The organism is Agrobacterium sp. 10MFCol1.1 (genome assembly GCF_000381165.1).
Classification (GTDB): Bacteria; Pseudomonadota; Alphaproteobacteria; order Rhizobiales; family Rhizobiaceae; genus Agrobacterium; species Agrobacterium tumefaciens.
In genome coordinates this window covers 174,277-200,995 of record NZ_KB906073.1, presented here as the reverse complement: position 1 = coordinate 200,995, position 26,719 = coordinate 174,277, and the positions used below count along the sequence as shown (strand labels likewise).

The following is a 26,719-nucleotide window of genomic DNA, read 5'->3' as shown; positions in this document are numbered from 1 at the left end:
GTACCTCCGTCATGCATCGCTAGATTCGGGGTGACGGGAGATAACGGTACACGCTGCAGTATTGGAAGCGGCGGCTTACGCCGCCGCGCCCTTGCAATTCAAGGAGAGACGGCCAGCTCCCGCCGTTCGCGGTCGGCGATGATCGAGAGATCAAGCACCTTCTGCAAATTCGCGGCGTGGCGGAAGTCCGGGTCAGCAATGCCACCTTCCATGACGGCCTTGGCGAATTTTTCGTAATTCGTCGGAACTGGGTCGACATCGATTGTCTTCCAGATCGCCTTTTCCACATCGTCGCCGATGCAGGCCCGCAGGCTGGAATAGTCAGGTGTGTGAATCACCTCCAGCGCACCCTTGTCGCCGTGGATGCGCAGGCGCAGTTCGTTGAGATGGCCCGTTGCCCAGCGGCTGGCGTGAATGACGCCCATGGCGCCGTTTTCCAACTCGGCGGTCATGGTGAAGCTGTCATTGGCGTCGAGATCGTAGGCGCCGATCTTGTTGCCTTCATACTTGTCGAAGGTCTTCAGGCGCGTGAAGATCCGCTCCACATCGCTGCCCGCGCCATAGGAGGCGAAGTCGAGAATGTGGATGCCGACATCACCCAGAACACCGTTTGAGCCGTGCTTGGTGGAAAGCCGCCACAGCCACTTGCTCTCCGTCATCCAGTCGCCCCAAGCCTTGGAAACGAGCCAGCTCTGGAGATAGGAGGCTTCCAGATGGCGCACCTTGCCGATCTTGCCGGCCAGCACCATTTCGCGTGCTGCCTGCAAGGGGGCGACATTGCGATAGGTGAGGTTGACCATGGCGACGAGGCCCGCTTTTTCCGCGGCATCGGCCATTTCGGCGGCCTTGGCGTAGTTTTCCGCCAGCGGCTTTTCGCAGAAAACATGTTTGCCCGCCGCCAGAAGCTTGAGGCTGGTCGGGTGGTGGATGGCATCCGGTGTGACGTTTGCCGCCGCATCGAACTCGCCCCAGGCAATCGCGTCATCCAGCGAGGTAAAGGAGAGTGGAATGTTGTGGCGAAGCGCAAAGCCCCGCACCACCACATCGTCCACATCCACCGCAGCCACCAGTTCGACGCCGGGGATTTGCGAGAAATATGTGGCATGGTTGTTGGCCATGCCGCCGGTTCCGAGAATGAGAAGTCTCATGGCTGTTTACCTGTAACCTGCTTCGCCTGCCTTGTGCAGCTTGGGGCCGCGTTCTTCGATAGGCTCCAGCGCCTTGTCGACGGGAACGTTGGGGGCGTCATGAATGCTTTTCAGCGCGCCGACCGGATTATAGGCCCATTTCACCGAATTGCTGATGACCTTCTGTACATTGGCGTCGTGATAGGTCGGATAAGTCTCGTGACCGGGGCGGAAATAGAAGATGTTGCCTGCGCCACGGCGCCAGGTGAGGCCTGAACGAAAGACTTCGCCGCCTTGGAACCAGGAGATGAAGACGGTTTCCAGAGGCTCCGGCACGGAGAACTGCTCGCCATACATCTCTTCGTTTTCCAGCTCGAAATGCTCGGGCAGGCCGGCTGCGATCGGGTGGCGCGGATTGATCGTCCACAGGCGTTCGCGTTCGCCCGCCTCACGCCATTTAAGCGCGCAGGGCGTACCCATCAGTCGCTTGAAAGGCTTGGAGAAGTGGCCGGAATGCAGGACGATGAGGCCCATGCCTTCCCAGACACGCTTGGCAACGCGCTCGACGATTTCATCCTGAACCGCACCGTGGTCCTTGTGGCCCCACCAGACCAGAACGTCGGTCTTGTCCAGACGCTCCTGCGAAAGGCCGTGTTCCGGTTCCTGAAGCGTGGCGGTGGTGGCGCTGATCTCAGCGTTGGTATTTAGCGCATCGGCAATGGTGTTGTGCATACCATCAGGGTAGAGCGAACGCACCGTCTCGTTGATGTGTTCGTGGATATTTTCGCCCCATACAACGGTGTTGATGGTCATTTTCTTGCTCCTTGGTGAAAGCCGGAAGCTTGGGTGATCCGGCGAAAGTTAACTGTTCAGGCGGCGCCGCGCACGGGATTGCGGGCAAGGGCCTGGCCCTGCGCGTCGAAGCGGTGGATCTGCGCCGCATCCGGCACGAGAACGATTTTTTCTCCCGGCTTGCGGTCGGTCACGCCTTCCTCTCGAACGACGATGGGTTCGCCAGCACCAATCTCGACATAGATGTAGCTGTCCGATCCCAGCATTTCCGAATGGATGATTTCACCGTTCCAGCCGGTCTCACCGGCACCGATCGCAAGGTGTTCGGGGCGGATGCCGATGGTCGCGGCACCTTCGACTTCCGCATATTTGCCGGCAAGGAAGTTCATCTTCGGCGAGCCGATGAAGCCGGCAACGAAGGTGTTGACCGGGCTTTCGTAAAGCTCGAGCGGCGTGCCGATCTGTTCGACGCGGCCATCGCGCAGAACGCAGATGCGGTCGGCGAGCGTCATGGCTTCCACCTGATCATGGGTGACGTAGATCATCGTCGTGTCATGCATCTCCCGGTGCAGCTTGGCGATTTCGAGACGGGTTGCGACGCGCAGCGCCGCATCGAGGTTGGAGAGCGGTTCGTCGAACAGGAACACCTTCGGATCACGCACGATGGCACGGCCGATGGCGACACGCTGGCGCTGGCCGCCGGAAAGCTGCTTCGGCAGACGTTCCAGATAGGGCGTGAGCTGCAGCATTTCCGCTGCCGCCTCTACACGCTTGCGGCGCTGCTCCTTGTCGGCGCCTGAGAGTTTCATGCCGAAGGCCATGTTTTCGAATACGGTCATATGCGGATAAAGCGCATAGGACTGGAAGACCATGGCGACGCCACGCTTGGCGGGTGGCAGGCGGTTGACGGCTTCTCCGTCAAAGGAGAGCGTGCCGCCAGTGATTTCCTCGAGCCCGCAGATGAGGCGTAGCAGCGTGGACTTGCCGCAACCGGAAGGGCCGACGAAAACCATGAACTCGCCGGAGCGGATGTCCATGTCGATGCCCTTGATGACATCGAAGGCGCCGAAGGATTTGCGAAGATTGCGCAGTTGAATGGTGGTCATAAGTTTTCTCCTAGCCTTTGACGCCGCCGGCGGTGAGGCCGGAAATGATGCGTCGCTGGAAGATAAGAACGAGGACGACGAGCGGGGCGGTGACGATGACGGAGGCCGCCATGATCGTTCCCCAGGGGATTTCAAACTGCGAACCGCCCGAAAGAAGTGCGATGGCGACGGGCACCGTGCGCTGTTCGTTCGATGAGGTGAAGGTGAGCGCGAAGAGGAACTCGTTCCACGCCGCAATGAAGGCGAGGAGCCCTGTGGTGACGAGCGCCGGCCACATCAGCGGCATGAAGACCTGGGTGATGATGACCCATGGCGTTGCGCCATCGACGATTGCCGCTTCCTCGATTTCGATCGGCAGGTCGCGCATGAATGTCGTCAGCACCCAGACAGTGAAGGGCAGAGTGAAGATCATGTAGGAAAAGATCAGCGCGAGCGGCGTGTTGAAGATGCCAGCCCAGCGGATGAGTTCGAACAGGCCGGCGAGAACGGCGATCTGTGGAAACATCGAGACCGAGAGGATGGTGAGCAGAAGCAGCGAGCGGCCCCGGAAACGGACACGGGCCAGGGCATAGGACGCCGTTACCGCAAGGAACAGCGACAGTACGACGACTGAAGATGCAACGAACAGCGAATTGCCGAGATTGCGCAGGAACGTGCCGTTGCCGATGACGAAGTTGTAATTGGTCAGCGAGAATTCACGCGGCCAGTAATTCACCTGGAACAGCGCTGAGCCGGATTTCAGGCTGGTCAGTATCGCGTAATAGAACGGGAATACCGAAATCACCATGATGACGGCGACCAGCGCATAAAAGGCGGTGGTTTTCAGGATGCTTGGCAGGGTCATCGCGAAGCTCCATCTGTGTTGACGCGCCCGAGCCACATATAAACGACTGTTATCGAGGCGATGATGAGGAACAGCATGGTGGAAGCGGCTGCGCCATAGGCGAACTTGTCGAAATCGAACAGGTTCTCACGCGCCAGCACCGACATCGTGCGGGTCTGGGCGTTATTCGGCGTCAGAATGTAGATGAGGTCGAAGACGCGCATCGCATCCAGCATACGGAAGATGACGGCAACCATGAGCGCTGGCCGGATCATTGGCAGGGTGACGCGGAAGAACACCTTGACGGGGTGGATACCGTCCACCTTCGCCGCCTCATACATGTCTTTCGGCACCATTTGCAGGCCGGCGAGAATGAGCAACGCCATGAAGGGCGTCGTCTTCCAGATATCGACAATAAGAACGGCGACCATTGCGGTGTCCGGATTGGCGGTCCATGCGATCTTGTGGGAGATCAGCCCGAGATTGAGGAACAGGTCGTTCAAGATACCGAACTGGTCGTTCAGCATCCACGCCCACATCTGCGCCGAAACGATGGTGGGAATGGCCCATGGAACGAGGATGGCGGCGCGCACGAGGCCGCGTCCCTTGAATTCCGCGTTCAGCACCAGCGCAACGATAAGGCCGAGAACGGTTTCGAAGCTGACCGAAAGGATGGTGAATTTCAGCGTGTTCAGAACCGCGCCCCACCAGGCGGGATCAGCCAACAGGCCGCGATAGATGGTGCGGCCGCTGCTGAGCGTGATCCAGGTGAGGTAGTTCTTGAAGCCAACGAATTGTGCGCCGTCGAGATTGGTCAGCGACGCGTCGGTGAGGCTGAACCAGACGGTGCGCACCAGCGGCCAGCCGGCCACCATCGCAAGTACCAGAAACGTGGGGGCTAGGAACAGCCATGCGGATTTCAGGCGTTCCGACTGAAGATCGGAGCCGGTGCCGGATGCCGCGGCCGGTCTTTGAAGGGCGGTATCGTTCATTGGGATATCTCGCAGTTGGGGTGTGGGAAACGCTCAGGCGAGACCGCTTCCCACACGGGCCGGATTACCAGCCGTTGCCTTTGAGATCGGTCAATTCGACTTCAAGGAGCTCAAGGTTTTCCGCCGCCGTGCCGTTGCCGGAGAGCGTGTTGTGCACGGCACCCCAGAATTTGGCCGAAACCTCGTTGTATTTCACCTTCGCCGAGGCAGAGGGGCGTGGAACGGCGGTCTGGAAAATCGGCTTCCATGTCGGCATGAAAGGCTGTGCGTCCGCGACATCCTTGTCGTCGTAAAGCGAGGCGATCGTGGGCATGTTGGAAAGCTGGATCGCACGCATCTTCTGGGTATCCTTTGATGCGAGGAACTTCACAAGTTGGATGGCAGCTTCCTGATCGTCGGAATATTTCGAAACGGCGAGGTTCCAGCCGCCGAGCGTTGAGGCGGGTGCCGCACCCTCTTCACCGGCCGGCAACGGCGTGACGCCGAATTTGCCCTTGATGGCGCTGTCGGCACCGTTTCCAAGCGCATAGGCATAGGGCCAGTTGCGCATGAAGACGGAATTGCCGGTCTGCCAGACGCCGCGTGCTTCCTCTTCCTTGTAGGCAAGGACGCCCTGCGGCGCGATGGTGCCGACCCAGCCCTTGGCGGCTTCAATCGCGGCTGCGGCTTTCTCGTTGTTGATGGAGATGTCGCCGTTGGTCTCAACGATATGGCCGCCACCGGCGGACGCAATCCATTCCAGAGCGTTGCAGGTCAGGCCCTCATAGGCGCTGCCCTGGAAGACAAAGCCCCACAGGTCTTTCTGCCCGGCTGTGCGCTCCTTGTCCTGAATTTCCTTGGCGGTCTCGCCCAGTTCCTTCCAGGTTTTCGGCGGCTGCTTGCCGTATTTTTCCAGAAGGTCCTTGCGGTAGAATAGAGCGGGCGCGTCGGTGAACATCGGCATGGCGACAAGCTTGCCGTCCACGGTCTGCGACGCCACGATGGAGGGGAAATGATCGCCAATGACATCCTTCGTCGCTTCGGTCAGATCCACGAATTGGTCGGAGAGCTGCGGCGCCCAGATCACGTCCGTCTGGTAGACGTCGACATCCTTGTTACCCGCGGCAAGCCATAGCCTGTACTGGCTGAACTGCTCACTGGACGATGACGGCATGGTGACGAGATTGACCTTGTGGCCGGTCTCTTTTTCGAAGGCGGCGATCCGCTCCTTGAAAAATGCAATGTTCTTGCCGGTCGAGTTGGCGGCGATGGAAAGTTCGGCCGCCTGCGCGGAAACTGCCGCAGACAGCACGCTGCCACACAGCAACAAAGTCTTCATGGAAATATTCATTGTCAAACTCCTCCGTTGACGCTTCCAATCATCCTCAAAATTGAAAGCGCTTTTGACTGGTGTGAAGTTCGCAAAAGCCGACAAATCTGTCAATACTCTTTCTTATGGCTTGGAAATTGGGCATCTTCGCATGTTGCCACGGAGGGTTTGCCTTTCGAAACGGCGAACTGTAAGATTTCAGGTGGGAATAAATTGAAAGCGATTTCAATTTTTGTCCGCTTGAAAAATCTGCGGCGGCGACGCATGCAGGAGCAAATTGGCAGAAAACATGAAGCTCAAGGAATTCGCAGAAAAGGTCGGGCTGTCGCCCACCACCGTCAGCCGTGCGCTTGGCGGCTATCCCGAGGTGCGTGAAGAGACGCGCCAGCGGGTGATGGATGCTGCGCTGAAATACGGCTACCGTCCCAATGCCAACGCGGTCAGGCTGGCAACAGGCAGGGCTGGCGCAATCGGTGTCGTGATGGGCCGTTCGGGCGGCGGGCATTTCTTTTCGGAATTCATGGGCGGCATGGCGACGCGGCTGGAAGGCGAAGAGACCGACATTCTCGTCAGCGTCACCGTCGACAATAACATTGAGGAAGAGCTCGCGATTTTCAGCCGGCTGGCGTCGAGCGGACGGGTGGATGGCATAATCGTGCATTCGCCGCGTCCGGAGGACGAGCGCATCGCGCTGCTCAATCGGCTGGGCGTGCCTTTCATCGTGCATGGCCGCTCGAAGACGGCGTTCGAGCACGCCTGGCTCGATATCGACAATCATGATGTGACGTATCGTCCGACAATCCATTTTCTGGAACGTGGCCACCGTCGCATCGCGATGATCAACGGCCCGACAGGCCGTACCTTTGTGCAGGACCGCGAACAGGGTTTTCGTGATGCGCTCGCGACCCATGGCATCACGCCTGATCCGCGCCTCATGATGAGCGAGCATTTCAGCGAAGATGCCGCCTTCCGTTTCGCCCGCTCGCTGCTGGAGCAGACGCCGCGCCCGACGGCCTTCGTCGCTGGCGCAATGATGACGGCGCAGGGCGTCTATCGCGCGGCAACCCAGCTGGGACTGGTGATCGGCAAGGACGTGTCCGTCATCGCCCATGACGACGTGTTTCCTTACCTCACTCCGGAAAGCATGATGCCGCCGCTTTCCACCACCCGCTCGCCCATGCGCATGGCTGGCATGCGGGTTACGGACCTGCTTCTGCAGATCGTCGGCGGCCGTCCCGTCCGCGAGGTTCAGGAATTGTGGCCGGTCGAACTGATCTTGCGGGAATCGGTCGGTCCAGCCTGACCTCGTCGCCATAGCTCACTGATTCCATTCCATTTTGTGAACGTCAATTGATTGCCGTTCGTCTTTCATCGCCTATACGGCAGCGGCATCTCGTGTATAATCGAAGCTGCACAGGCCTTTTGGAACAGGACCTGGGCCAGCGCGTTGAGGGGACGTGTTGAAGGAGGTGACCGATGTTTGAATTTTTAAAGCCGCAACAACAGACTGTGATCGATGACGTGGAGGCAACCGGCACCTATGCCGACGCGCTGCTCAACGTGCCCAGCCCGGAACTGACCCGTTCCACCGCTCGCGAACACGGCCATGAGGCCCACTCCCGCGACTATTGCGAAAACCGCGATATTTCCCGCAGCTCGCTGGGTTTCGCCTGAGCCCTCGCAACAGCTTCCCAAAAAAAACGGAACTGACCGGCGTTTTCCTGCGTTTGCCCTGTACAATCCGCAGGGCGGCGCAATGAAACCGAAGGGACCTGACCGGCAATTGACCGATGGGCGAATTGGGTGTTGCGCCGACTCAGGAGGGGCCGCGCGCTCGCGTCGTCCCAGCAGATGAAAGCGCATTTCGATTCCGCATTGGACGAAGCGCTTATATCCAGGAGCTGCAATGCCAACTGTTCCCGTTGAACCCTATCCAGACCCGCCAATGCCGGTGCCGCCACAGCCGGATATACCGCCGGTCAAAGAGCCGGAGCCCGATAGGCTGCCGGACGAGGCGCCAACCCCCAATCCAGATGAAAACGACGGGCCGCCCAAGGTCTTGTAGGTTTCAGGCCTGTTCGAATTTCTTGCTGAGGAAGGCCGAGCCTTCAAGCCCGAAGCGCCAAGGATAGTCCTGCGCGCGGCTTATGCCGATGCGTCTGCCGCTGGTAACGGCAGCGGCCTCCTTTGGCAGACGGAGGAAAAACGGCGGGCGGTCCAGCGGTGCTCCGTCCATTTCTCCGGTAATGGCCAAGGCCTGACAAAGCCTGCCGGGGCCGGAACATAACAGTTTCAGTTTGTCAGTTCCTCGCCGCAGTTTCATCATGTCTATGCCGGTGAGGGGTTCGATGGCGCGCAGAAGCACGGCGGAGCCCGGAGCGCATACGAAGTTTGCGCACCAGTGAATGCCGTAGGACCGGTAGACATAGAGATGGCCGGCCGGGCCGAACATCGCCTTGGTGCGCGGGGTCTGCCCATTGAAACTATGGGATGCTGGATCATCAGGATGATAGGCTTCGGTTTCCACGATGATGCCGCCTGTATTGCCAACGCGGAATTCCACGCCGATGAGGGCGCGGGCAACGTCAACGGGATCGCGCTGAAAGAAGCGCTCCTGCATTTCCGGGCCCAAGGCCTGATCCATCTGGAACCCTTCTGCTCTGCCATCGTTGTGAATTCAGGTTTCAGTGTGTTGTCGCATCGGATTACGCCGATGCTTTTTCAAATCGGAGGGCATGTCATGCAACTTTCTACGACCTATGTAAAACGGGATAACGGAGTGATTTCCGTGGAATTTGTTGGCAGCGACGGCGATCAGGTCTCGGTCCGCCTTGCCGACGGTCTTGATGGCATCGACGATGCGGAGGCCATCAAACGCGCGAGCGCGGTGATGGTTCAGCTGACGGCATTCGGAACGCGTCAAGGCGCCGATGCGCCGTCGCAGTTTTCCGCTCTCGGCACGGCGCAGGATGAAGTCCCGCACGGTCAGGCGAGCGCCCGCACATCGAAGGATCGTGACATTCTTGAAGAGGAACTGGAAGAGGGGCTGGAAGACAGTTTTCCGGCGAGCGACCCCGTCTCGGCAACGGTCACCTCGATCGCGTCTAGAAAAGGAGGGCTGTGACCTTGGCCACTGGTAAAGTCGCCCTCGTCACCGGCGCTGGCTCCGGCATTGGCCGGGCTGCTGCCCTTCATCTGGCTGCGGAAGGCTTTTCCGTAGGCCTTCTCGGCCGTACCGAATCTGAATTGCAGGCGGTGAAAAATGAGATTTCCGCCTTATCCGGCGCTTCTAAGGTCCTCGTCGCCGATGTGGCGGAGGAGGCAGTGATGCGACACTCCGTTGCAGAGCTTGTGGATGCTTTCGGCCGTCTGGATGTCGTGGTGGCCAATGCGGGCGTCAACGGCGTCTGGGCACCGATTGACGAGCTGACGCCTTCGGAGTGGGACGATACGATCCGCATCAACCTGCGAGGCACCTATCTCACTATCCATGCCAGTGTGCCGCATCTGAAGGAGGCAGGTGGCGGCTCCATCATCATCGTCTCTTCCATCAACGGCACACGCACTTTCAACTCGCCGGGCGCTACCGCCTATTCGGTGACGAAGGCCGGGCAGCTTGCCATGGCCCAGCAACTGGCGCTGGAGCTCGGGCGTCATCGCATCCGTGTCAACGCGGTGTGTCCGGGCGAAATTGAAACGGCGATTGACGAAAATACGGACATACGCGGGCGCGACAGGACCGAAGTGCCAGTCCGTTTCCCGGCGGGTGACATTCCGGTCACCGGCGGGGTTGCAGGGACGAGCGAGGATGTTGCTGCATTGATCGGTTTTCTGGCATCGGACCAGTCGCGCCATATCACCGGAACGCCGGTATGGATCGATGGCGGGCAGGGGCTTCTTCGGTAGCGGCAGTTCCATCACAGGCTTGTGTGCGTATGATTAACGAATGGGTAACGTCTGTTCACGAGACTTTGTCCTTGCGGGAGGTTGCCGCCATATGGCCACCTTCGCTAGTTAAGCCTCTGCCACAAAGGCGGGCAAATCGGGCGGGCAGAACGATCCATGGGTGTGAATGCATTGCTGAACTTCGCAAGTGCGGGGCTGCGGCGCAGGGTAAAAGCGGGAATGAGAATAGCTGCGGTCGTCGCGATCGGCAGCGGTCTCGCCGCGTGCACCTCCATGGGTCTCGACAGCGTCAAAAAGGACCCGCCGAAGCTGTCATCCAAGATGATGGCGCAGATGTCTGCCAAGAGCATGCGCCCGGAAAGCCCGGTTCTCGTTCGCATTTTCAAGCAGGAAAGCGAGCTTGAGGTCTGGAAGATCGACAAGACCGGTAATTATGCGCTGCTCAAGACCTATCCCATGTGCCGCTGGTCCGGAAAACTTGGCCCGAAGACGAAGACGGGCGACCGGCAGGCGCCGGAAGGATTTTATCATGTCTCCGCAGGCATGCTGAACCCCAATTCGCAATATTACGTCTCCTTCAATCTCGGCTATCCCAACCGGCTGGAATCGGCGCTTGGTTACACCGGCGAAGCGTTGATGGTGCATGGTGCCTGTTCTTCGTCGGGCTGTTACGCGATGACCGATCAACAGGTCGGCGAGATTTATGCGGTCGTGGCGCGCGCGCTGCAGGGCGGGCAGGACCGCTTTCAGGTTCAGGCCTATCCCTTCCGCATGAGCGCGCGGAACATGGTGGCGAATCGGGACGATCCCAATATGCCCTTCTGGAAGACGCTCAAGGAAGGCTATGACTATTTCGAGGTGACGCGCCGCCAGCCAAAGGTTTCCGTTTGTGGCCGGCGATACGTTTTTAACAGCGAATTTGCCGGCGGTGAGCCTGCCGATCCGCTGGCGGCCTGCCCACCTGCGATAAACCAGCCGGACCCCTTGGTGGCGTCGAAAATGGCCGAAGAGCAACAGAAATTTGCCGCCGCGATGAACGAGGGAACTTCTGCCCCGGTCAGCGCGTATGTAGACGGCGGCATGCACCCGAGCTTCCGTGCCATCCTGAAATCCAGTGGCGCAAAGGCCATGGCATCGCAGGTCTCCGGCACGAAGTACCCTATAAGCCGCCCCGAGGCGGCGCTGGCAGATCCCTTTGCCAGCGCAAGATGACGCAGATGAGGTTTTTCAATTGAACGACACGACAACGACCCGGCGAGGTTTCCTGCTTGGAGCGGGCGGATTGGCGCTGGCCGGCCTTGCAGGCTGCAACACCACCGCGCGTGAGGCCACACGGCCAACAGCCCCGGCCGACGACCCGATGTATGCCTTGATGTACGGTCCGAAGCCCGACGAGCAGTTTCCGTTGCCGGAAATTCCCTACAAGCGGATCCCGCGCCAGTTCCTGCGTCAAATGGTGGAAAATCCCACCGGTGAGCGTCCCGGCATCATTGTGGTCGATACCGCCAACCATTTCCTTTATCTCACCTACGAGAACAACCAGGCCATGCGTTATGGCGTCGGTCTCGGCCGCGCGGGCTTCGAATGGGCCGGACGCGGCGTTATCCAGTACAAGCGTCAATGGCCGCGCTGGACGCCGCCCGACGAGATGATTGCCCGCCAGCCTGAGCTGGAACCCTATAGCGGCCGCAATGGCGGCATGGAGCCGGGGCTCAAGAACCCGCTCGGTGCGCGTGCACTTTATATCTTCAAGGACAGCAAGGACACGATCTACCGTCTGCACGGCTCGCCGGAATGGTGGACGATCGGCAAGTCGGTTTCCTCCGGCTGCGTGCGTCTGCTGAACCAGGATATTGTCGACCTCTATAACCGTGTGCCTGATGGTACGCCGATTGTGGTGACGGCGCTCGGGCCCGCACAGCAGGGTGTTCCTATCGGGCAGGCAGGCGTGCCCGTGGCGCAGTATGGCGGCGGCGTGGTCGGCGACGGCCTGTCGCAACCAATGCAGACCTATTGATAGACGAAATTTCCAGCCGCCTGAGAGGGCGGCTGGAAATGGCTAATGAATGAAGGCGCAATCACAGCGCTTCGATACTGCGGCTGCCGGCTCGATCTGCGGCAGCGACCTCAGGCAACGCGACGGGTAACGTCGCGGCTACCGGCACTTTCCATTTCCAGACGGAACCGCGATACAAGCGAGCGCAGCTTTGCCGTTTCGGCGGCGAGCATTGCAGAAGCCGCAGTGGATTGTTCCACCATGGCAGCATTTTGCTGGGTGGCGTGATCCATGGAGTTTACCGCCGCGTTGATTTCGGCAAGACCGGTCGATTGTTCGGTCGCCGATGTGGCGATGGCGTTCATATGGCGATCGATGCCCGCGATACGCTCGCCGATCTCCTTCAGCGCCGTGCCGGTGTCGAGAACCAGTTTCACGCCGCTTTCCACTTCCGTCGAGGATTGCCGGATATGATCGCGGATTTCGCTTGCGGCCTTTGCTGCGCGCTGGGCGAGATCGCGCACTTCCTGCGCCACTACCGCAAATCCCTTGCCGGCTTCACCGGCGCGCGCGGCTTCCACGCCTGCATTCAACGCCAGAAGATTTGTCTGGAAGGCGATCTCGTCTATGGCGCCGACGATGCCGGTGATCTGCCGGGACGAGGTTTCGATGCGGCGCATCGCCTCTTCCGCATGGCTGACAACTTCCACAGATTTCAGTGCGCTGTGGTTGGCATCGGTGGCGGCGAGCCGCGCTTCGGCGGCACGCTTGTTGGCGTTTGAAACATTGACCGTGATTTCATCGAGAGCTGCTGCTGTCTGTTCCAGAGACGCTGCCTGATTTTCCGTGCGGCGGGAAAGATCGCCGGCACCTGCGGCGATTTCCCGGCTGCTGCCGTCAATGGTGCTGATGCCATCGGAAATGGCGAACAGCGTTTCGCCGAGTTGACGCACTGAGCTGTTGAAATCGTGACGCAAGGCCTCGAATTGAGGGGCAAAGGCCTGATCGAGCTGAAAGGCCAGATCGCCCGATGCCAGCCGCTTCAGTCCTGTCGCAAGACCGGAAGTGGCGATGCGCAGCCGCTCTGACGCATCGTCCTCCGCTTGCTGTCGCGCCGCCGCCTGATCGGCTTCTGCCTGCAGTCTGGCTGCTGCGGCCTGTTCTTCGAGCGCCCGATTGGCAATCGCCGCCTGCCGGAATATTTCGACCGCGCCGGACATGGAGCCGATCTCATCCTTCCGGTCCATGCCGGAAGGAGGTTGTGACGTGTCGCCGCTGGCAAGGATTTCCATCGTCTTCGACAGGCGCAGGATTGGACCCGTTACCGTTTTGCGGGTGAGGATAAAGAGGCCTACGCAGAAGAGTGTCGCCAGAACCAGCAGCCCTTCTAATACGAGCTCGATTACCGCCTTCGTCTCCTGGCTTTCCGCGACAGTTGCTTCGGAAAGCGCGTCGATCTGTTCGCTCGCCGTTTCCATCGCGGTTTCGAGAGTGGTGAACTGGCGCATGAAGTCCGGAATCATTTTTGTCGCCGCGCCCGGATCGGCGTTGACGAGGCCAACCACCGTTTTGGCGCTTTCAAGATAGGACTGAAGCGGTTTTTCAACGCTCTCAATAACGGCTTTGGCGTTCGTACCTTCGGTAAGCGCCTTGTTTAGCTTCAATGCTTCAAGGAAAGTGGCTTCATGTTCGGCAAGGTCGGCCTTTACCGCGTCGAACGACAGGCCCATCGTATCATTCGTGGAAAGAATGGCTGCCAGCACGTCTGAGCGCAGCGCATCGTGCATCATGTCGGCACGCATATGATTGTGAAGTATCTCGGCGGACCGCGATACATCCGTACTATTGCGATTGAGCGTATTCGTCGCCCAGATACCGACCCCCGCCGCGCTTCCGGTGATGGAAAAGATTGCAATGCTTGCAAATATAATTTTTTTCTGAATCGACGCCATGAGGCCATTCCCGCTCGGTTGGTTATACTACGGGAAATTAATAGAATATGCTTAAGAAATGATCTATTTTTGTTGCGGTCTTGATAAATGCAAAAAAAGGCTGCAATAGAAATTGCAGCCTTTTATTTATTAGAGATTTATACTTTTAATCCGCTCTTTTCAGCGCGTCGCCCAAGATCGAGACGATATCGTCGAAATGGGATTTTTCGGCGATAAGCGGCGGCGAAAGGGCAATGATATCGCCCGTGACGCGAATGAGCAGACCGCGCTCGAAGCAATCCACGAAAACGTCATAGGCGCGTGCGCCGATAGCTCCATCACGCGATTGCAGCTCGATGCCGGCGATGAAGCCGATGGTGCGGATGTCGATGACATTGGGCAGGCCCTTCAGCGAATGGATGGCGTCGTGCCAGACATCCTGCATTTCTGCCGCGCGGGTAAAGAGCCCTTCGTCGCGGTAGATGTTGAGCGTGGCGATGCCGGCGGCGCAGGCAACCGGATGTCCGGAATAGGTATAGCCGTGGAACAGCTCTATCTGGTTGTCAGGCCCATGCATCAACGCATCGTGCACCTTGCGGCTGGTAAAAACCGCACCCATCGGGATTGCGCCGTTGGTCAGCCCCTTGGCGGTGGTAACGATGTCAGGCGTCACGCCGAAGTAGTTGCTGGCAAAGGACGAGCCCATACGGCCGAAACCGGTGATAACCTCATCGAAGATCAACAGAATGCCGTGCTTGTCGCAGATGGCCCGCAGGCGCTCCAGATAACCCTTCGGCGGCACCAGCACGCCGGTGGAGCCGGCAACCGGTTCAACGATACAGGCCGCGATTGTTTCGGCCCCATGCAGAGCAACCAGCCGTTCCAGATCGTCTGCCAGTTCGGCACCATGCTCGGGCTGGCCCTTTACGAAGCTGTTTTTCGCCAAATCGTGGGTATGACGCAGGTGGTCGGCCGGGATTTGCGGAAAAACACGGCGGTTGTTGACAAGGCCGCCAACGGAGATGCCGCCGAAACCGACGCCGTGATAACCGCGCTCACGGCCGATCAGACGGCTGCGGGTGCCCTGACCGATGGCGCGCTGATAGGCGATCGCAATCTTCAGCGCCGTATCGACTGATTCAGAACCCGAGCCGGTGTAGAACACGCGGTCGAGCTTCGCGCCTTCCGGGCCAGGCGCGATTTCCGCCAGCCGCTCGGCGAATTCGAAGGCGACGGGATGGCCCATCTGAAACGAGGGCGCATAATCCATGGTCGAAAGCTGGTGTTTGACGGCGGATGCAATCTGGTGGCGGCCATGGCCGACATTGACGCACCACAGGCCAGCTGTACCGTCGAGAACCTGACGACCGTCATTGCTGGTGTAATACATGCCCTCCGCGCTCGTCAGCAGGCGGGGATTGGCCTTGAACTGCCGGTTGGCGGTAAATGGCATCCAGTAGCTGTCGAGTGAGGTGGAGTTGGATCGGTTGGGGTTGTCCATAACGGTTCTCCTGTTCGGTGCCGGTGATTGAAAGCTATTTTCCGGGCTGAACAAGCCCTTTTCTCGCTGTGGCCAAGCCATTGAAAATGTTATAGGCGGGAAAGGTAGTTTTCGATATTTCGAACAACGGCAACGGGGGATCACGCATGTCGGTGGATATAGGCGGGCGTTTGCGCCATTTGCGGCTGCGTCACAATATTTCCCAGCGTGAACTGGCAAGACGTGCTGGCGTTACCAATTCGACGATTTCCTTGATCGAATCCAACACCTCCAACCCGTCCGTCGGCGCGCTGAAGCGCATTCTCGACGGTATACCGATCGGCCTTGCCGAATTTTTCGCCTACGAGCCGGAGACCAGCCGCAAGGCATTTTACCGCGCGGATGAACTTGTCGAAATCGGCAAAGGACCGATATCCTTCCGGCAGGTGGGCGAAAATGTTTTCGGCCGCAGCCTGCAAATCTTGAAGGAATGTTACCAGCCGGGTGCCGATACCGGCAAGGTGCCACTGGTCCACGATGGAGAAGAGGGTGGTATCATCCTCTCCGGGCGTCTGGAGGTGACGGTCGACGAGGAGCGGCGGGTTCTCGGTCCGGGGGATGCCTATTATTTCGAAAGCCGCAGGCCGCACCGCTTCCGTTGCGTTGGTCCAGTGCCGTGCGAGGTCATCAGCGCCTGCACACCACCCACCTTCTGATTCTATGGCTTTCGCGTAAAGTCACGCCGGAATGGTGGTCGGACCGTTGCAGCCGGAGATAATATGGTCCAGCCGGAGAGATTTTCTACGAGCCGACCGAACTTTGATACGGGTTCCTGCCATTATTTTGCCGCTTTTGCGCCGCTTTTGCAATTTTTCCATCGCTTTTTCTTGGCGAAGTTGGCGTGCCGGCAAAAAAATCCCGGTTAATATGTCAAATTTTATATGCATTGCCACAATCTTGCTGCGCTGCAAAAAAATTTAATATTCTTCCTGACGCATGGCTGTTCTTGGCGTTCCTGTCTCACCTGATTAAGTCACAAGAAACATATAAGAAAAGACTATCTGTTGTCGAAAACGCAATACATGCGGGAGCGGCACCCATGCTCTCAACACATGGCCGCCGGCACATTTGTTGCTTTTTTATGCAACCGTTAATATTGCCCTGACGTTGATCGGCCGCTCTCGCAAGAAATCGCATAGACGGTCAGGGGCAATGTGCCTTACAAAAAATCCATTAGCATCAAATTCAGAACACAGACTTGTTATCTCTTTTAGACGGAAAGACACGCCTCCGGGCACCGACCAATCGCAAAACATAAATGGAGTTCTCTCTATGAAGTCCGCGACCCAATCGGCTGAACAGACACTCAGCAGTTCCGAAGACTTCGATGTCAGTTTCCCTATCGGGGGCATCGCAAAACGCAGCTTCGATATGACATCGGCCCTGCTTGCGCTGCTCATCTTCAGCCCGATTTTTCTGTTGATCGCCGCACTGGTGAAATTGTCCGATCCCGGCCCGATCTTTTATGGGCACCGGCGTGTGGGACATAATGGCCGCTATTTCCATTGCCTGAAATTCAGGACGATGGCGATGAACGGTGATGAAATGTTGCGGCAATATCTTGCCGCCAATCCGGAGGCTGCCGAGGAATGGCGTGCGACCCGCAAACTCAAGAATGATCCGCGCGTAACCGCAGTTGGTGCCGTGCTGCGAAAGCTCAGCCTTGATGAGCTGCCGCAGCTTCTCAACATCATCCGCGGCGAAATGAGCGTCGTTGGCCCGCGCCCCGTCGTCGACGAGGAGCTGAGCTACTACGAAAGCGATGCCGCCTATTACCTCAGCACCCGTCCGGGCCTGACCGGCCTTTGGCAGATCAGCGGCCGCAATGACGTAAGCTACAAGACCCGCGTGGCTTTCGACACGCAATATGTGCAGAACTGGTCGATGCGACAGGACGTCTTCATCATCGTCAAGACCATTCCCGCCGTGTGCCTTTCACGCGGAAGCTACTGAAAACCGATATTGAGTTTGGCTTTATCGATCTTTGTTTTGCCACGCACCCTGACCGGGATCCCAAGTCCGGTCTTTGGGTGCGTCATTGGTGCAAATCATAATGGCCGCTTTTTTGCGGCGCTGTGCAGCCGGCACCGTCCGGCTGCTCTATCGCCTGATCGCCCGCGCGGCGATCCGCAAACAGGGAGTTTCCCGATGAACGGTCCTATTGCCGTCGCTAGCCGTCCGCTTGCAAAAAGAACCGCCGGACGCACTTTCTCCGCCCTTCTGCTTGTCGCATCCGTCGCATTTGGAGCGCCGCTTTCCGCAATGGCTGCGGAAGGCGCTCAATACAAGCTTGGCACCGCCGACAAGCTGCGCATCCGCGTTGCCGAATGGCAGCCGGCCGATGGCAGCATCCGCAACTGGGATGTCATCAACGGCGATTATTCCGTCGGCCCATCCGGCGCGCTGTCGCTGCCCTTCATCGGCCAGTTGGATGTGGCGGGGAAGACGTCCGCGGAGGTCGGTGAGGCGATTGGAGCCCAGCTCCAGAGCAAGTTCGCCCTTCGCAATCTGCCGTCGGCTTCTGTCGAAATCGCCCAGTTCCGGCCGATCTTCCTCAGCGGAGATGTACAGACGCCCGGCGAATATCCCTATGCTGCCAATCTCACGGTGTTGAAGGCCGTGAGCCTTGCCGGTGGGTTGCGGCGCTCCGATGCCGGGCAGCGTTTTGCCCGCGACTTCATAAATGCCCGCGGCGACGCAGCCGTTTACGACAACCAGCGCGCAAGGCTGCTTGCCCGTCAGGCCCGGTTGATCGCCGAGGTCAAGGGTGACACGGTCATCGCCAAGACGCCGGAGATGGAAAAGATTGCCGAGATCGACGCGCTTCTCGCCAGCGAAAGTGCGCTGATGAAATCGCGCACCGAGCGTTACACTTTGCAGCTCAAGGCACTGACGGATCTGCATGCGCTTCTGGAAAGCGAAGTCGAATCGCTGAAAAAGAAATCGGAAACGCAAAACCGCCAGCTCGAGCTTGCCAATGAGGACCGAGACCGCGTCAACCGGCTGAACGAGCAGGGCCTTGCACTATCGCAACGGCGTATTTCCGCGGAAGAACGTGCAGCAGAGGTCGAAGCCGCACTGCTTGATATCGACACGCAGTCATTGCGTGCCAAGCAGGATATCAACAAGGCGACCCAGGATGAAATCAACCTGCGCAATGACTGGGTGGCACAGCGCTCCAAGGAATTGCAGGACACGGAAGCGGAACTCGACAAGCTCAATCTGCAACTGGGTACAAGCCGGGAATTGATGTCGGAGGCGCTCGCACAATCGGCTGAGGCGATCCGTTTCGATCCGTCGGGAAAATCCGCGACAATCAGCTACGTCGTGGTGCGTGAGGAAAACGGCAAGCCGAAGGAAGTGAAGGTGGATGAAAACGCCATGCTTCAGCCAGGCGACGTCATCAAGGTCTCGTCCGAAATCCTGATGCAGTGAGGTTTTCATGCGGATCGCCAAATCGGCACTGATCGATCCCGAACGCAATGAAGTATACGGAATGGCGGCGATTGCGCTGTCATTCTTCGTTTTCGCCTATTCGTCGCGTTTCGGGCAAATCTCGATTCTGGCCTATTATGGCATGTGGCTGCCCCTTGTAGTGGTCAATTACCGGCGCGTGCTGGGTAACTATCCGCGCTATCTGTGGATATTCGCCTTCGGCATCCTGACCGTGCTGTCGAGCTTCTGGTCGGAGGCAGCATCGGTCACCATGCGCGCTTCCATCCAGTATATGACGCATATCGTCTGTGCACTTATCGCCATGCGGGTGGTCTCCATCCGCACGCTGACGCGTGGGGCGTTGATCGGCATCACCGTCATTCTGCTCTATTCGCTGCTGTTCGGTGTCCACCTTTTCGATGCGCTTGATGGAACCTACAGTTTTGTCGGGGCTTTCTCATCGAAGAACCAGCTTGGCTTTTACGCCTCGCTCGGCGTCATTTTCGCCGTCTCATCCGTGCTGATCCTCAAGCAAAGGGATATCTGGCTGCCGATCGCGGGCATCACCGGGCTCTTATCGGCCTATAGCCTAATTGCTTCGCAATCGGCCACATCCACCATTACCACGGCGGCGGTGGTCGCCCTCATCATCGGTTTCATCCCGATTGGCATGCTTTCACCGGCCAACCGCAAGATGACCTTTTTCGCACTCGGCGGTATTGGCATATTGCTGGTGGTCGCGTCCCTGCAGTTCGGCTTGCTTGATGCCATTCTCGGCCTTTTCGGCAAGGATTCGACACTGACAGGACGCACCTATCTCTGGCAGCAGGGCATCGAAGCGGCAAAGCAGACACCGATCCTCGGCGTTGGTTACCAAGGGTTCTGGGTGGTGGGTTTTGCCGATGCCGAGCGCCTGTGGAACGACTTCTTCATTACCGGACGCAGCGGCTTCCATTTTCACAACACCTATATCGAGACGGTGGTGGAGAATGGCATCGTCGGCATGGTTCTGCTCGGCATGGTGCTTTACGGAACGCTGCTCGGCCATCTGCGCTCGGTCCTGATGCGCCAGCGCGATCCGCAGGGCGTCATTCTCTTTGCCATCTGCGCGCTGTTCGTCGTCCGCTCCTTCGTGGAGATCGATATCATCTTCCCATTCCAGATCGGCTCGTTCCTGCTGTATTTCGCCGCCGGAAAACTATGCCTGCCGGCGAAAGCCACGCAGAACAGCGAAACTCATCCCGCGATTGGCGTGCGGTTACAGACGCGAGCCTGAGCATTCGCTCTGCCCGATCCTAGAGGTAATCCGATGAGACGTGCGGGCTGGCGTGGATGAAACTCCACATGTCCTTGCTGACAGAGACGATGTCGGCGATGGATTTCTCGAGGTGTTCGATTTCTTTCTCGTCCATGCGTTCTACCTTGCCGTAACGGACCTGGGTTTCGTCCTCCACCAGTCGCATGAGCTGGGTGCTGGCAATTTCGCCCTTTTCGTCGAAGGAGTAGATGCAATGATTGTATTTGTTGCGCGTTTTCGATTCTTTCTTGAGCCGCGCCATGATGGAGAGAATGGTCTTGCGATCCGGCGCTGGTGTTGAGGGAAGTTTTGCCAGACGCTCGATGAGATCCATGCGTGCGCGCGTGGTGTTGAGCGTCAGAAACACGACGATGGCCGCTTCCTTCTCCACTTTCAGGAGATGGACGATCAGATAGATCATCAGGCTTTCGGTGTTGGTCCACACGTAATTCAGCCTGCCGACCATCAGCAATATATCCGACATTGCTGCCATGCTGTTCTCCCGCCCCACCAGACATATACTGGCATTCTATGCCGATCTGGACGGGATTGACAGCGTAGGTCCTTCTGCGTTCCGCATTTTCCAGACGCAAAACCGCCATCCAACCTTCCTGGAAAAGCGGTATTTCTTCATCTTTCCTTGAATGCTCGGGACATGCTCTCGGAGATAGGCTTGGTCAGATATTCGAAGAAGGTTCGCTCCGAAGTCTGGATCAGGACATCCGCCGGCATGCCGGGAACGGGATGGAAATTATGGACCTTCGCGATCTCCTCGTCTGAAACCTGCACGCGCACGATATAGACGTCCTTAACCTGCAGGCCTGCATTTTCCTCGATGCTGTCGGCGGATACGTAAAAGACCTTACCGTTCAGAACAGGCGTGGTGCGGCGGTTCAGTGCCGAAAGGCGGATCGCTGCCGTCTGGCCCTCATGCAACTGGTCGATGGAGGTTCTCAGAACCTGCGCCTCAAGGATCAGGGGAACGTGGGCGGGCAGGATTTCCATGATCGGCTTGCCGGTGGTGATGACGCCGCCTGCCGTGTGGTAATAGGCGCGCACCACGGTACCGTTGACCGGGGAGCGGATGACGGTGCGTTCCAGCACTTCGGCGGCACCGCGCACCTGCTCGCGCACGCTGTCCAGATCGGCTTCGGCGGTTTCCAGCGCGTCGAGAGCAGCCTGCTTGTTGGCGTTGATGGCAATGACCGCTTCCTGCTTGAACTTGGCGATTTCAGCCTCGCTCTGGTTCATCTCGCCGGTCAGTCGGGCGATATCGCCCATGGCATCGGCAATGGCGCGCTCCAGCGCCAGCATGTCGGTCTTGCGGATGACACCGTCCTTGGCAAGCCTTTCCTTGGAATCACGCTCCTGGGTCAGAAGTGCCAGCTGACGGTCGAATGACTGCTTCTGCCCCTCATAGCCCGCATAACGAAACTCCAGCGACTTGATGTTCTTTTCGATGAGATTCAGTTGCTCGTCGAGTTTCACGATCTTGCTGTGGAACACGATGTTCTGGCTCTGGATGATGGATTTGATATCAGGATCGCTGGCTTCCTTCATGACGATGTCAGGCACCTTGAAGCTTTTTTGGCCCTGCGCCTCGGCGCGCAGGCGCGTGACGATGGTTTCGAGGCGAAGGCGTCTCAGCTGGAACATGCGCTCGTTGGCGAGCGCCGTCGTCTTGTCGAGCGTCAGAAGCACGTCTCCTTCCTTGACGGTGTCGCCTTCGCTGACCATCATTTCCTTGATGATGCCGCCCTCCAGATGCTGCACGACCTTGTTGTTGCCGGTGGCGACAAAGCTGCCCTGGGCAATGATGGCGGCGGAGAGCGGTGCAGTGCCGGCCCAGTACCCGAAACCGCCGAAGGAGGCGAGCAGCACGGCAAGACCGATTGAACTGTGGAGGCGAATGGAACGTGGCACTTCGCTGTACCACTCAAGCTGGCCCTGGGGTTTTACCTCTGCGACGGCGACGGCGGTTTTTTTCTTGAACATGACGATCCTCAACCCTCGATCTGCGGAGACTGGCTACTTTGCCGGCCATTGCCGGAAATGGCCTTCAGTACGTCCATCCGTTCGCCGAACATGGCGACCGATCCGTCCTTCAGCACCATTATCTTGTCGACGCACTGAAGAAGTGCGGGTCGCTGGGTGATGGTGACGGTGGTGATGCCCTGTTTCTTGGCGTGCAGAATGGCTTTTGCCAGCGCCTGTTCGCCCTGCGTATCAAGGTTGGAGTTTGGTTCGTCCAGAACCACGAATTTTGGATCACCGAAGAATGCGCGGGCAAGCGCGATGCGCTGCTTCTGGCCGCCCGAAAGCGGTGCGCCATCGGCGGCAACCACGGTTTCGTAACCCTGCGGAAAACCGGCGATCAGCTCGTGTACGTCGGCGAGCACAGCCGCCTCGTAGATCTGCCGGTCTTCGACATCGTCACGCATGCGACAGATATTGGCCTTGATGGTGCCGGGGAACAGCTGCACGTCCTGGGGCAGATAACCGATGCTTTCACCGAATTGCCGCTGGTCCCAGTTGCGCAGGTCCATGAGGTCAAGGCGGACATTGCCGGAAGTGGGAAGGATGGAGCCGACCAGCATCTTGCCAAGCGTCGTCTTGCCGGAACCGGAATTGCCGATGATGGCAAGGGATTCCCCTTTCTTCAGCGAAAAGGAAATGCCGTTCAAGATCACCTTCTTCTGCGGCGGCGGCACGAAAAGGATACGTTCCACATCCAGACGCCCTTCCGGATTGGGCAGGCGCAGACGCGGGAAATTGAGCGGTGAGGTGATGAGAAGCTGCTTGATACGGCTATAGGAGGCTGCAGATTTGTTGAACTGATGCCAACCCTCGATCGCCCCTTCGATCGGTGCCAGCGCGCGGCCGGAAATGATGGATGCTGCGATCACCATGCCGCCTGTCAGTTCGCCTGCGAGAGACAGATGCGCGCCCCAACCCAGGAGTGCGACCTGCGTGATCATGCGGGCTGCTTTGGAAACACCTGAGAACATGATGTTGCGATCCTGCGCCGCCACATGCGACTTCAGCGATCCGGCTGTTTCACGACCCCACATCTTCACGGCCTCAGGGATCATTGCCATGGCATTGATGATCTGCGAGTTGCGCGACATGGAATCGAGATGGAAATTGGCGCGGCTCAGATAACCGGAGGCTTCGGCGAACTGTCTGGCGGTGAAGCGCTGGTTCAGCCAGGCTATGATGAACAGCACCGCGCAGCAGACCATGATGATGATGCCGAGATGCGGATGTACAAGATAGACCACCACGATGAAGAGGGGCATCAACGGCGCATCGAGAAAGGCGATCAGGGTGCCGGAGGTAATGAAGGAACGCAGCTGCTGCAGGTCCTGCAGGATCTGGTAGTCCTTGCCGCTGCCATGCAGGGAGGCACGGGCCGCAGCCGACAGAATCGGCGCTCCAAGCTGCACTTCAAGCTCGACAGCGGTGCGCATCAGGATGAAGCGCCGGATGGCGTCCATGAAGGCTTGCAACAGAACCGCGCCGAGAACGGCGACCGTCAGCATGACGAGGGTATCCATGGAGCGGCTTGTCAGGACCCGGTCCGAGATTTGAAACAGATAGAGCGGGATGGCAAGCAGCAGAACGTTGATGGCGATGGTGAACAGCATCACGATCGCCATGTTGCGCCGTATCGCGGCGATGCCCTTGGCGAGGCTGGCGGCGAAATTGACGGGTTCACTGCGCTTGTGGAAGCCGCTCTGGCTTCCGCCGCCTCCTCCGCCACCACCGCCATTCTCCGTCGGCTCCTTGCCGTTGCCGCCGCCGCCCGTCACCGGACGGCGCTCGTTTTCTCGGATAGGCCCGTCATTATTGTCGATGGTCTTGACGAAGGGCAGGTCGGGTGCGCTTTTCAGCTCGGTATTGTCCACCTTTGCTTCCGGCTCCGGCGGTGAGGCGGGGCGCCGGTCTTGCTGCGGCGGCACTGGCCTTTCCTGCGGAACGTCACGCATTTGCGGTTGTTCGGCGTATGGGGAATGTTGCGGAAGGGGCCGGGGCGGTGTGATCTCAGGGGAGGGCGGGGCTGCTTTCGCGCTCGGTTCCGCGCCGGACAGATGGCGCAGGTTTTCGACGGCCTCGTTTATGGCCGAAATGCAGGCATCAGTCAGCTTGCTGTCTTCCGCATCCTGATCCAGCGGCAAGTCCAGCGAGTGCCCGGCGGTAATGGTTTTTCTTGAAATATGATCCATTTTTTTATTAATCCCCTCGGTGATCTCGCGGTTTCTGCGGCTTTGGCGGGGGCGTTTCTCTCCGCCTGTCAAAACCTATGCAGTGACCGCCTGCATGACGTCGGATGAATGCGCGCTGGACCACGACATGTCGTGACCGGCGTTGATGACGCCATCGGATTCATTCTGAATGGTGGCGGGATCGTCGTGCAGAAACGCGATCACTTCGTTTGCCAGCTGCTGGCCTTGGTGACCCGGTTGCGATGCATCGTTTTCGATGATGCCGCCCTGTATAAGGATAGCATCCGAATAAAGCCCGCCTGCGACGTAGGTGGTGGAACCGAAGCTGTCGTAATCGATAATCTGCGCGAGATTGATGACGGCGTTGCTGCCGGTATCGATATGGATCGTGACGTTCTCGTTGTTTTCGAGAATCTTTGCTGCTGCCTGCGTCACATAGTCGGAATCGCCCAGCACGCTCACCTGTTTGATGATGCTGACGTCATAAAGATTGCCAGTGATGTAAAGGACGTTGATCCCCTGATAGCCCGCAAAATTGGCATCGTGGGCAAGCGCGTCCGGCATGTTCGGATCACGCTCGTTAATCGCTTTCACCGTCTGCGCCATATAGTCCGGCATGGTTTCGAAACGGTCGTTGCTACCGACATTGTGGATGCTGGCGTCGTTCCACAACAGGTTGTTGCCGGACTGAACGGTGGCACCCTCAGGCGCGTCGGGGTTGGCGCGGATCCAGTCATTGTCGTAAAGCACGGCGATCTGGCTGATGAGGTTCATGTCCAGCACATTGCCGCCGACGATGACCAGATCGTACTGCATGCCGATGCCGAGGAAATTGGCGATGTTGAGGGCAGCGTTGCCACCGCTCAGCAAGCTGACGCTGGCACCTGAAGAGGTAACCGTCAGTGTGTCGTTGTCGCTGATGAACTGGTACTGCTCGATCCAGTGGACGAAGGACACGTCTCCCTCGAGGACGCTGACACGCCAGGCAGTGGGAAATATTGGCGTTTCACCACTATCGTGACTGCTGTCGGCGCTTTCCGCACCCGGATAGACACTGCGTGAGAAGGTCGCAATATTGTAGGCGGCGGTTGCGTCATGGTCTTCGGACTGCGTGAAAACGGAATCGACCTCATCGCGGTCGCTATAGACATAGGCCTGGGTGATTGCGTCGATCTGGTGATAATCGCCCATGACGGTGGTGACGGAGGCCATGACGGCAGTATTGACCAGCGTTGCTATGTTGGCGACGACATTTGCGCCGGCAGCCACATCGAGGCTGTTTCCGGCGGGGCTATCCTCATGCAGCGAAACATCGCTCTTTTCCGGCTCTTCAGCGGGCTTGGCAATGCCACGATCCGGCATGAAGTCGTCGAGCGTTGGCTTTTCGCTTGCCATGGAGCCATTGATGTAGAGGCCGTTGATGTCATTGCCAGCGAGAACGAAATCCTGTTCAGCGCCGGTTCCAAGGGACGTCACGTCATTTTCGCGTGCATGGTCGATATAATCATGTGCTGATTTGGCGAGCGCCTGCAACGCGTCGTAGCTGTCGGTGCGCTGGAAAACGGAAAAGGGCGTGAAGACGGCTGCTTCGTTATGGAACTCGACGGTGCGCTGGGTCACGAAACTGGTGTCGCGCGCCACATTGGGGCCGTCCGTCATGTTCAGATAGTCGTCGTCCTGAAGAATATTGACCTGAGTGATATGGGCGATAACCGAGCCAGGGCCGGTGTGAACCACCAGTTCGCGTTCTTGCTCAAAGGAGACACTGCCCGGAAAACGGAAATGCGCCGCTGACATATCGACCGGTATCGCATTTGCAAGCTGCTGCATGTCGTGTTCGACCATGCGGGCGAAATGCGGTTGCAGATAGTCGAAGTCGTAATAGCCGGCGCGATATTTAACGCCGGGATCGTAATCCTGAAGCTGCAAGTCGTAGTTCTTGTCTAGCAGTCTTGCCGCGTCATCATCCGACAACCGGTCTTGGTTCGCGTGTGCTGTGCCTTCGGCATAGTTGCTTCTTAGACGCGCTTCCTCGATCACCGTGTCGAACAGGCCGATGAAATGCGCAATCATGTCTGAAATTCTGTCGATTTGCATTGCAGGTCCCTCCCTGATCATCGCGGCAGAGCCTGGGCGGCGGGCGGCACACGTCCAAGAGGCGGTGCTTCGTCTTCGCGCAAACCCGGTCCTTCAACCGCAAACTGCACCGGCGAATGCCGGTGCAGCTTTTTTCATAGAG

The 26,719-nt window shown here is 58.4% G+C and carries 24 protein-coding genes; 10 read left to right on the top strand and 14 right to left on the bottom strand.

All coding sequences use genetic code 11. The annotated features are described in order from the left end of the window. Nucleotides 1–98: 98 nt before the first annotated feature. The 6 genes from F617_RS0105630 to F617_RS0105605 form a co-directional block, all read right to left on the bottom strand. On the bottom strand, nucleotides 99–1,148 hold the full coding sequence (locus F617_RS0105630; protein WP_019564686.1) for a Gfo/Idh/MocA family protein: 1,050 nt from the start codon (nucleotides 1,146–1,148) through the stop codon (nucleotides 99–101). Nucleotides 1,149–1,154: 6 nt separating this feature from the next. After that, on the bottom strand, nucleotides 1,155–1,940 hold the full coding sequence (locus F617_RS0105625; protein ID WP_019564685.1) for a ThuA domain-containing protein: 786 nt from the start codon (nucleotides 1,938–1,940) through the stop codon (nucleotides 1,155–1,157). A 56-nt stretch (nucleotides 1,941–1,996) separates the two neighbouring features. Further along, entirely contained in the window at nucleotides 1,997–3,025 is a 1,029-nt protein-coding gene (locus tag F617_RS0105620) for an ABC transporter ATP-binding protein (protein ID WP_013761592.1), read from the bottom strand. A gap of 10 nt (nucleotides 3,026–3,035) precedes the next feature. Continuing rightward, nucleotides 3,036–3,869 (bottom strand): carbohydrate ABC transporter permease, encoded by an 834-nt coding sequence (locus F617_RS0105615; protein ID WP_003510927.1) that lies wholly within the window; start codon nucleotides 3,867–3,869, stop codon nucleotides 3,036–3,038. Next, entirely contained in the window at nucleotides 3,866–4,840 is a 975-nt protein-coding gene (locus F617_RS0105610) for a carbohydrate ABC transporter permease (RefSeq protein ID WP_003510926.1), read from the bottom strand. Before F617_RS0105610 ends, F617_RS0105615 begins: the two co-directional genes overlap by 4 nt. Nucleotides 4,841–4,904: 64 nt before the next feature. Further along, nucleotides 4,905–6,170: an ABC transporter substrate-binding protein gene (locus tag F617_RS0105605; protein WP_003510925.1), complete on the bottom strand. Its 1,266-nt coding sequence runs from the start codon at nucleotides 6,168–6,170 to the stop codon at nucleotides 4,905–4,907. 268 nt (nucleotides 6,171–6,438) lie between these two features. Between F617_RS0105605 and F617_RS0105600 the strand changes: the two genes are divergently transcribed. Together F617_RS0105600 and F617_RS0105595 are read left to right on the top strand one after the other, a co-directional pair. Further along, the gene (locus F617_RS0105600) at nucleotides 6,439–7,452 is read left to right on the top strand and encodes a substrate-binding domain-containing protein (RefSeq protein ID WP_003510924.1); all 1,014 of its coding nucleotides are present in this window, start codon (nucleotides 6,439–6,441) and stop codon (nucleotides 7,450–7,452) included. Nucleotides 7,453–7,625: 173 nt separating this feature from the next. Further along, the gene (locus tag F617_RS0105595) at nucleotides 7,626–7,823 is read left to right on the top strand and encodes a hypothetical protein (protein WP_003510923.1); all 198 of its coding nucleotides are present in this window, start codon (nucleotides 7,626–7,628) and stop codon (nucleotides 7,821–7,823) included. A gap of 394 nt (nucleotides 7,824–8,217) precedes the next feature. Here the strand turns inward: F617_RS0105595 and F617_RS0105590 are convergent, their stop codons facing one another. Continuing rightward, nucleotides 8,218–8,793 (bottom strand): DNA-3-methyladenine glycosylase, encoded by a 576-nt coding sequence (locus F617_RS0105590; RefSeq protein WP_019564683.1) that lies wholly within the window; start codon nucleotides 8,791–8,793, stop codon nucleotides 8,218–8,220. A gap of 96 nt (nucleotides 8,794–8,889) precedes the next feature. On the opposite strand from F617_RS0105590, the gene F617_RS28640 reads away from it, so the two are divergent. From F617_RS28640 to F617_RS0105570, 4 genes are all read left to right on the top strand, one after another. Next, complete coding sequence (locus tag F617_RS28640) at nucleotides 8,890–9,273, top strand: hypothetical protein (protein WP_019564682.1); 384 nt, start codon at nucleotides 8,890–8,892, stop codon at nucleotides 9,271–9,273. Next, a complete protein-coding gene (locus F617_RS0105580) occupies nucleotides 9,270–10,055 on the top strand; it encodes an SDR family NAD(P)-dependent oxidoreductase (RefSeq protein WP_003510918.1) in 786 nt (261 codons plus the stop codon). The genes F617_RS28640 and F617_RS0105580 overlap by 4 nt, the downstream gene beginning before the upstream one ends. A 156-nt stretch (nucleotides 10,056–10,211) precedes the next feature. Further along, on the top strand, nucleotides 10,212–11,267 hold the full coding sequence (locus F617_RS0105575; protein WP_003510915.1) for a murein L,D-transpeptidase family protein: 1,056 nt from the start codon (nucleotides 10,212–10,214) through the stop codon (nucleotides 11,265–11,267). A 19-nt stretch (nucleotides 11,268–11,286) separates the two neighbouring features. Further along, nucleotides 11,287–12,072 (top strand): L,D-transpeptidase, encoded by a 786-nt coding sequence (locus F617_RS0105570; protein WP_026330683.1) that lies wholly within the window; start codon nucleotides 11,287–11,289, stop codon nucleotides 12,070–12,072. Nucleotides 12,073–12,182: 110 nt separating this feature from the next. On the opposite strand, the gene F617_RS0105565 is transcribed toward F617_RS0105570, so the two are convergent. Both F617_RS0105565 and F617_RS0105560 read right to left on the bottom strand, forming a co-directional pair. Then, nucleotides 12,183–14,003: a methyl-accepting chemotaxis protein gene (locus tag F617_RS0105565; RefSeq protein ID WP_003510912.1), complete on the bottom strand. Its 1,821-nt coding sequence runs from the start codon at nucleotides 14,001–14,003 to the stop codon at nucleotides 12,183–12,185. 145 nt (nucleotides 14,004–14,148) lie between these two features. Then, nucleotides 14,149–15,483: an aspartate aminotransferase family protein gene (locus tag F617_RS0105560; protein ID WP_003510911.1), complete on the bottom strand. Its 1,335-nt coding sequence runs from the start codon at nucleotides 15,481–15,483 to the stop codon at nucleotides 14,149–14,151. A 146-nt stretch (nucleotides 15,484–15,629) separates the two neighbouring features. Here F617_RS0105560 and F617_RS0105555 point away from each other — a divergent pair, with 146 nt between their 5' ends. Next, nucleotides 15,630–16,178 carry a cupin domain-containing protein gene (locus F617_RS0105555; protein ID WP_003510910.1) on the top strand — a complete coding sequence of 183 codons (549 nt, stop codon included), beginning with the start codon at nucleotides 15,630–15,632 and terminating at the stop codon, nucleotides 16,176–16,178. A 21-nt stretch (nucleotides 16,179–16,199) separates the two neighbouring features. Here the strand turns inward: F617_RS0105555 and F617_RS27520 are convergent, their stop codons facing one another. After that, nucleotides 16,200–16,409 (bottom strand): hypothetical protein, encoded by a 210-nt coding sequence (locus F617_RS27520; protein WP_141680512.1) that lies wholly within the window; start codon nucleotides 16,407–16,409, stop codon nucleotides 16,200–16,202. A gap of 385 nt (nucleotides 16,410–16,794) precedes the next feature. Here F617_RS27520 and F617_RS0105545 point away from each other — a divergent pair, with 385 nt between their 5' ends. From F617_RS0105545 to F617_RS0105525, 3 genes are all read left to right on the top strand, one after another. Then, nucleotides 16,795–17,475, top strand: a complete 681-nt coding sequence (locus F617_RS0105545) for a sugar transferase (protein WP_003510909.1) — start codon at nucleotides 16,795–16,797, stop codon at nucleotides 17,473–17,475. A gap of 195 nt (nucleotides 17,476–17,670) precedes the next feature. Next, the gene (locus tag F617_RS0105530; protein WP_013761580.1) at nucleotides 17,671–18,957 is read left to right on the top strand and encodes a polysaccharide biosynthesis/export family protein; all 1,287 of its coding nucleotides are present in this window, start codon (nucleotides 17,671–17,673) and stop codon (nucleotides 18,955–18,957) included. A 7-nt stretch (nucleotides 18,958–18,964) separates the two neighbouring features. Continuing rightward, complete coding sequence (locus tag F617_RS0105525; RefSeq protein ID WP_019564678.1) at nucleotides 18,965–20,233, top strand: O-antigen ligase; 1,269 nt, start codon at nucleotides 18,965–18,967, stop codon at nucleotides 20,231–20,233. A gap of 19 nt (nucleotides 20,234–20,252) precedes the next feature. Here F617_RS0105525 and F617_RS0105520 read toward each other — a convergent pair whose 3' ends face one another. The 4 genes from F617_RS0105520 to F617_RS0105500 form a co-directional block, all read right to left on the bottom strand. Beyond that, nucleotides 20,253–20,747 carry a hypothetical protein gene (locus tag F617_RS0105520; protein ID WP_013761578.1) on the bottom strand — a complete coding sequence of 165 codons (495 nt, stop codon included), beginning with the start codon at nucleotides 20,745–20,747 and terminating at the stop codon, nucleotides 20,253–20,255. Nucleotides 20,748–20,884: 137 nt separating this feature from the next. Beyond that, nucleotides 20,885–22,249 (bottom strand): HlyD family type I secretion periplasmic adaptor subunit, encoded by a 1,365-nt coding sequence (locus F617_RS0105510; protein WP_003510897.1) that lies wholly within the window; start codon nucleotides 22,247–22,249, stop codon nucleotides 20,885–20,887. An 8-nt stretch (nucleotides 22,250–22,257) separates the two neighbouring features. Continuing rightward, nucleotides 22,258–24,480: a type I secretion system permease/ATPase gene (locus tag F617_RS0105505; protein ID WP_019564676.1), complete on the bottom strand. Its 2,223-nt coding sequence runs from the start codon at nucleotides 24,478–24,480 to the stop codon at nucleotides 22,258–22,260. A 75-nt stretch (nucleotides 24,481–24,555) separates the two neighbouring features. Beyond that, on the bottom strand, nucleotides 24,556–26,577 hold the full coding sequence (locus tag F617_RS0105500; protein ID WP_019564675.1) for a hypothetical protein: 2,022 nt from the start codon (nucleotides 26,575–26,577) through the stop codon (nucleotides 24,556–24,558). Nucleotides 26,578–26,719 lie beyond the last annotated feature (142 nt).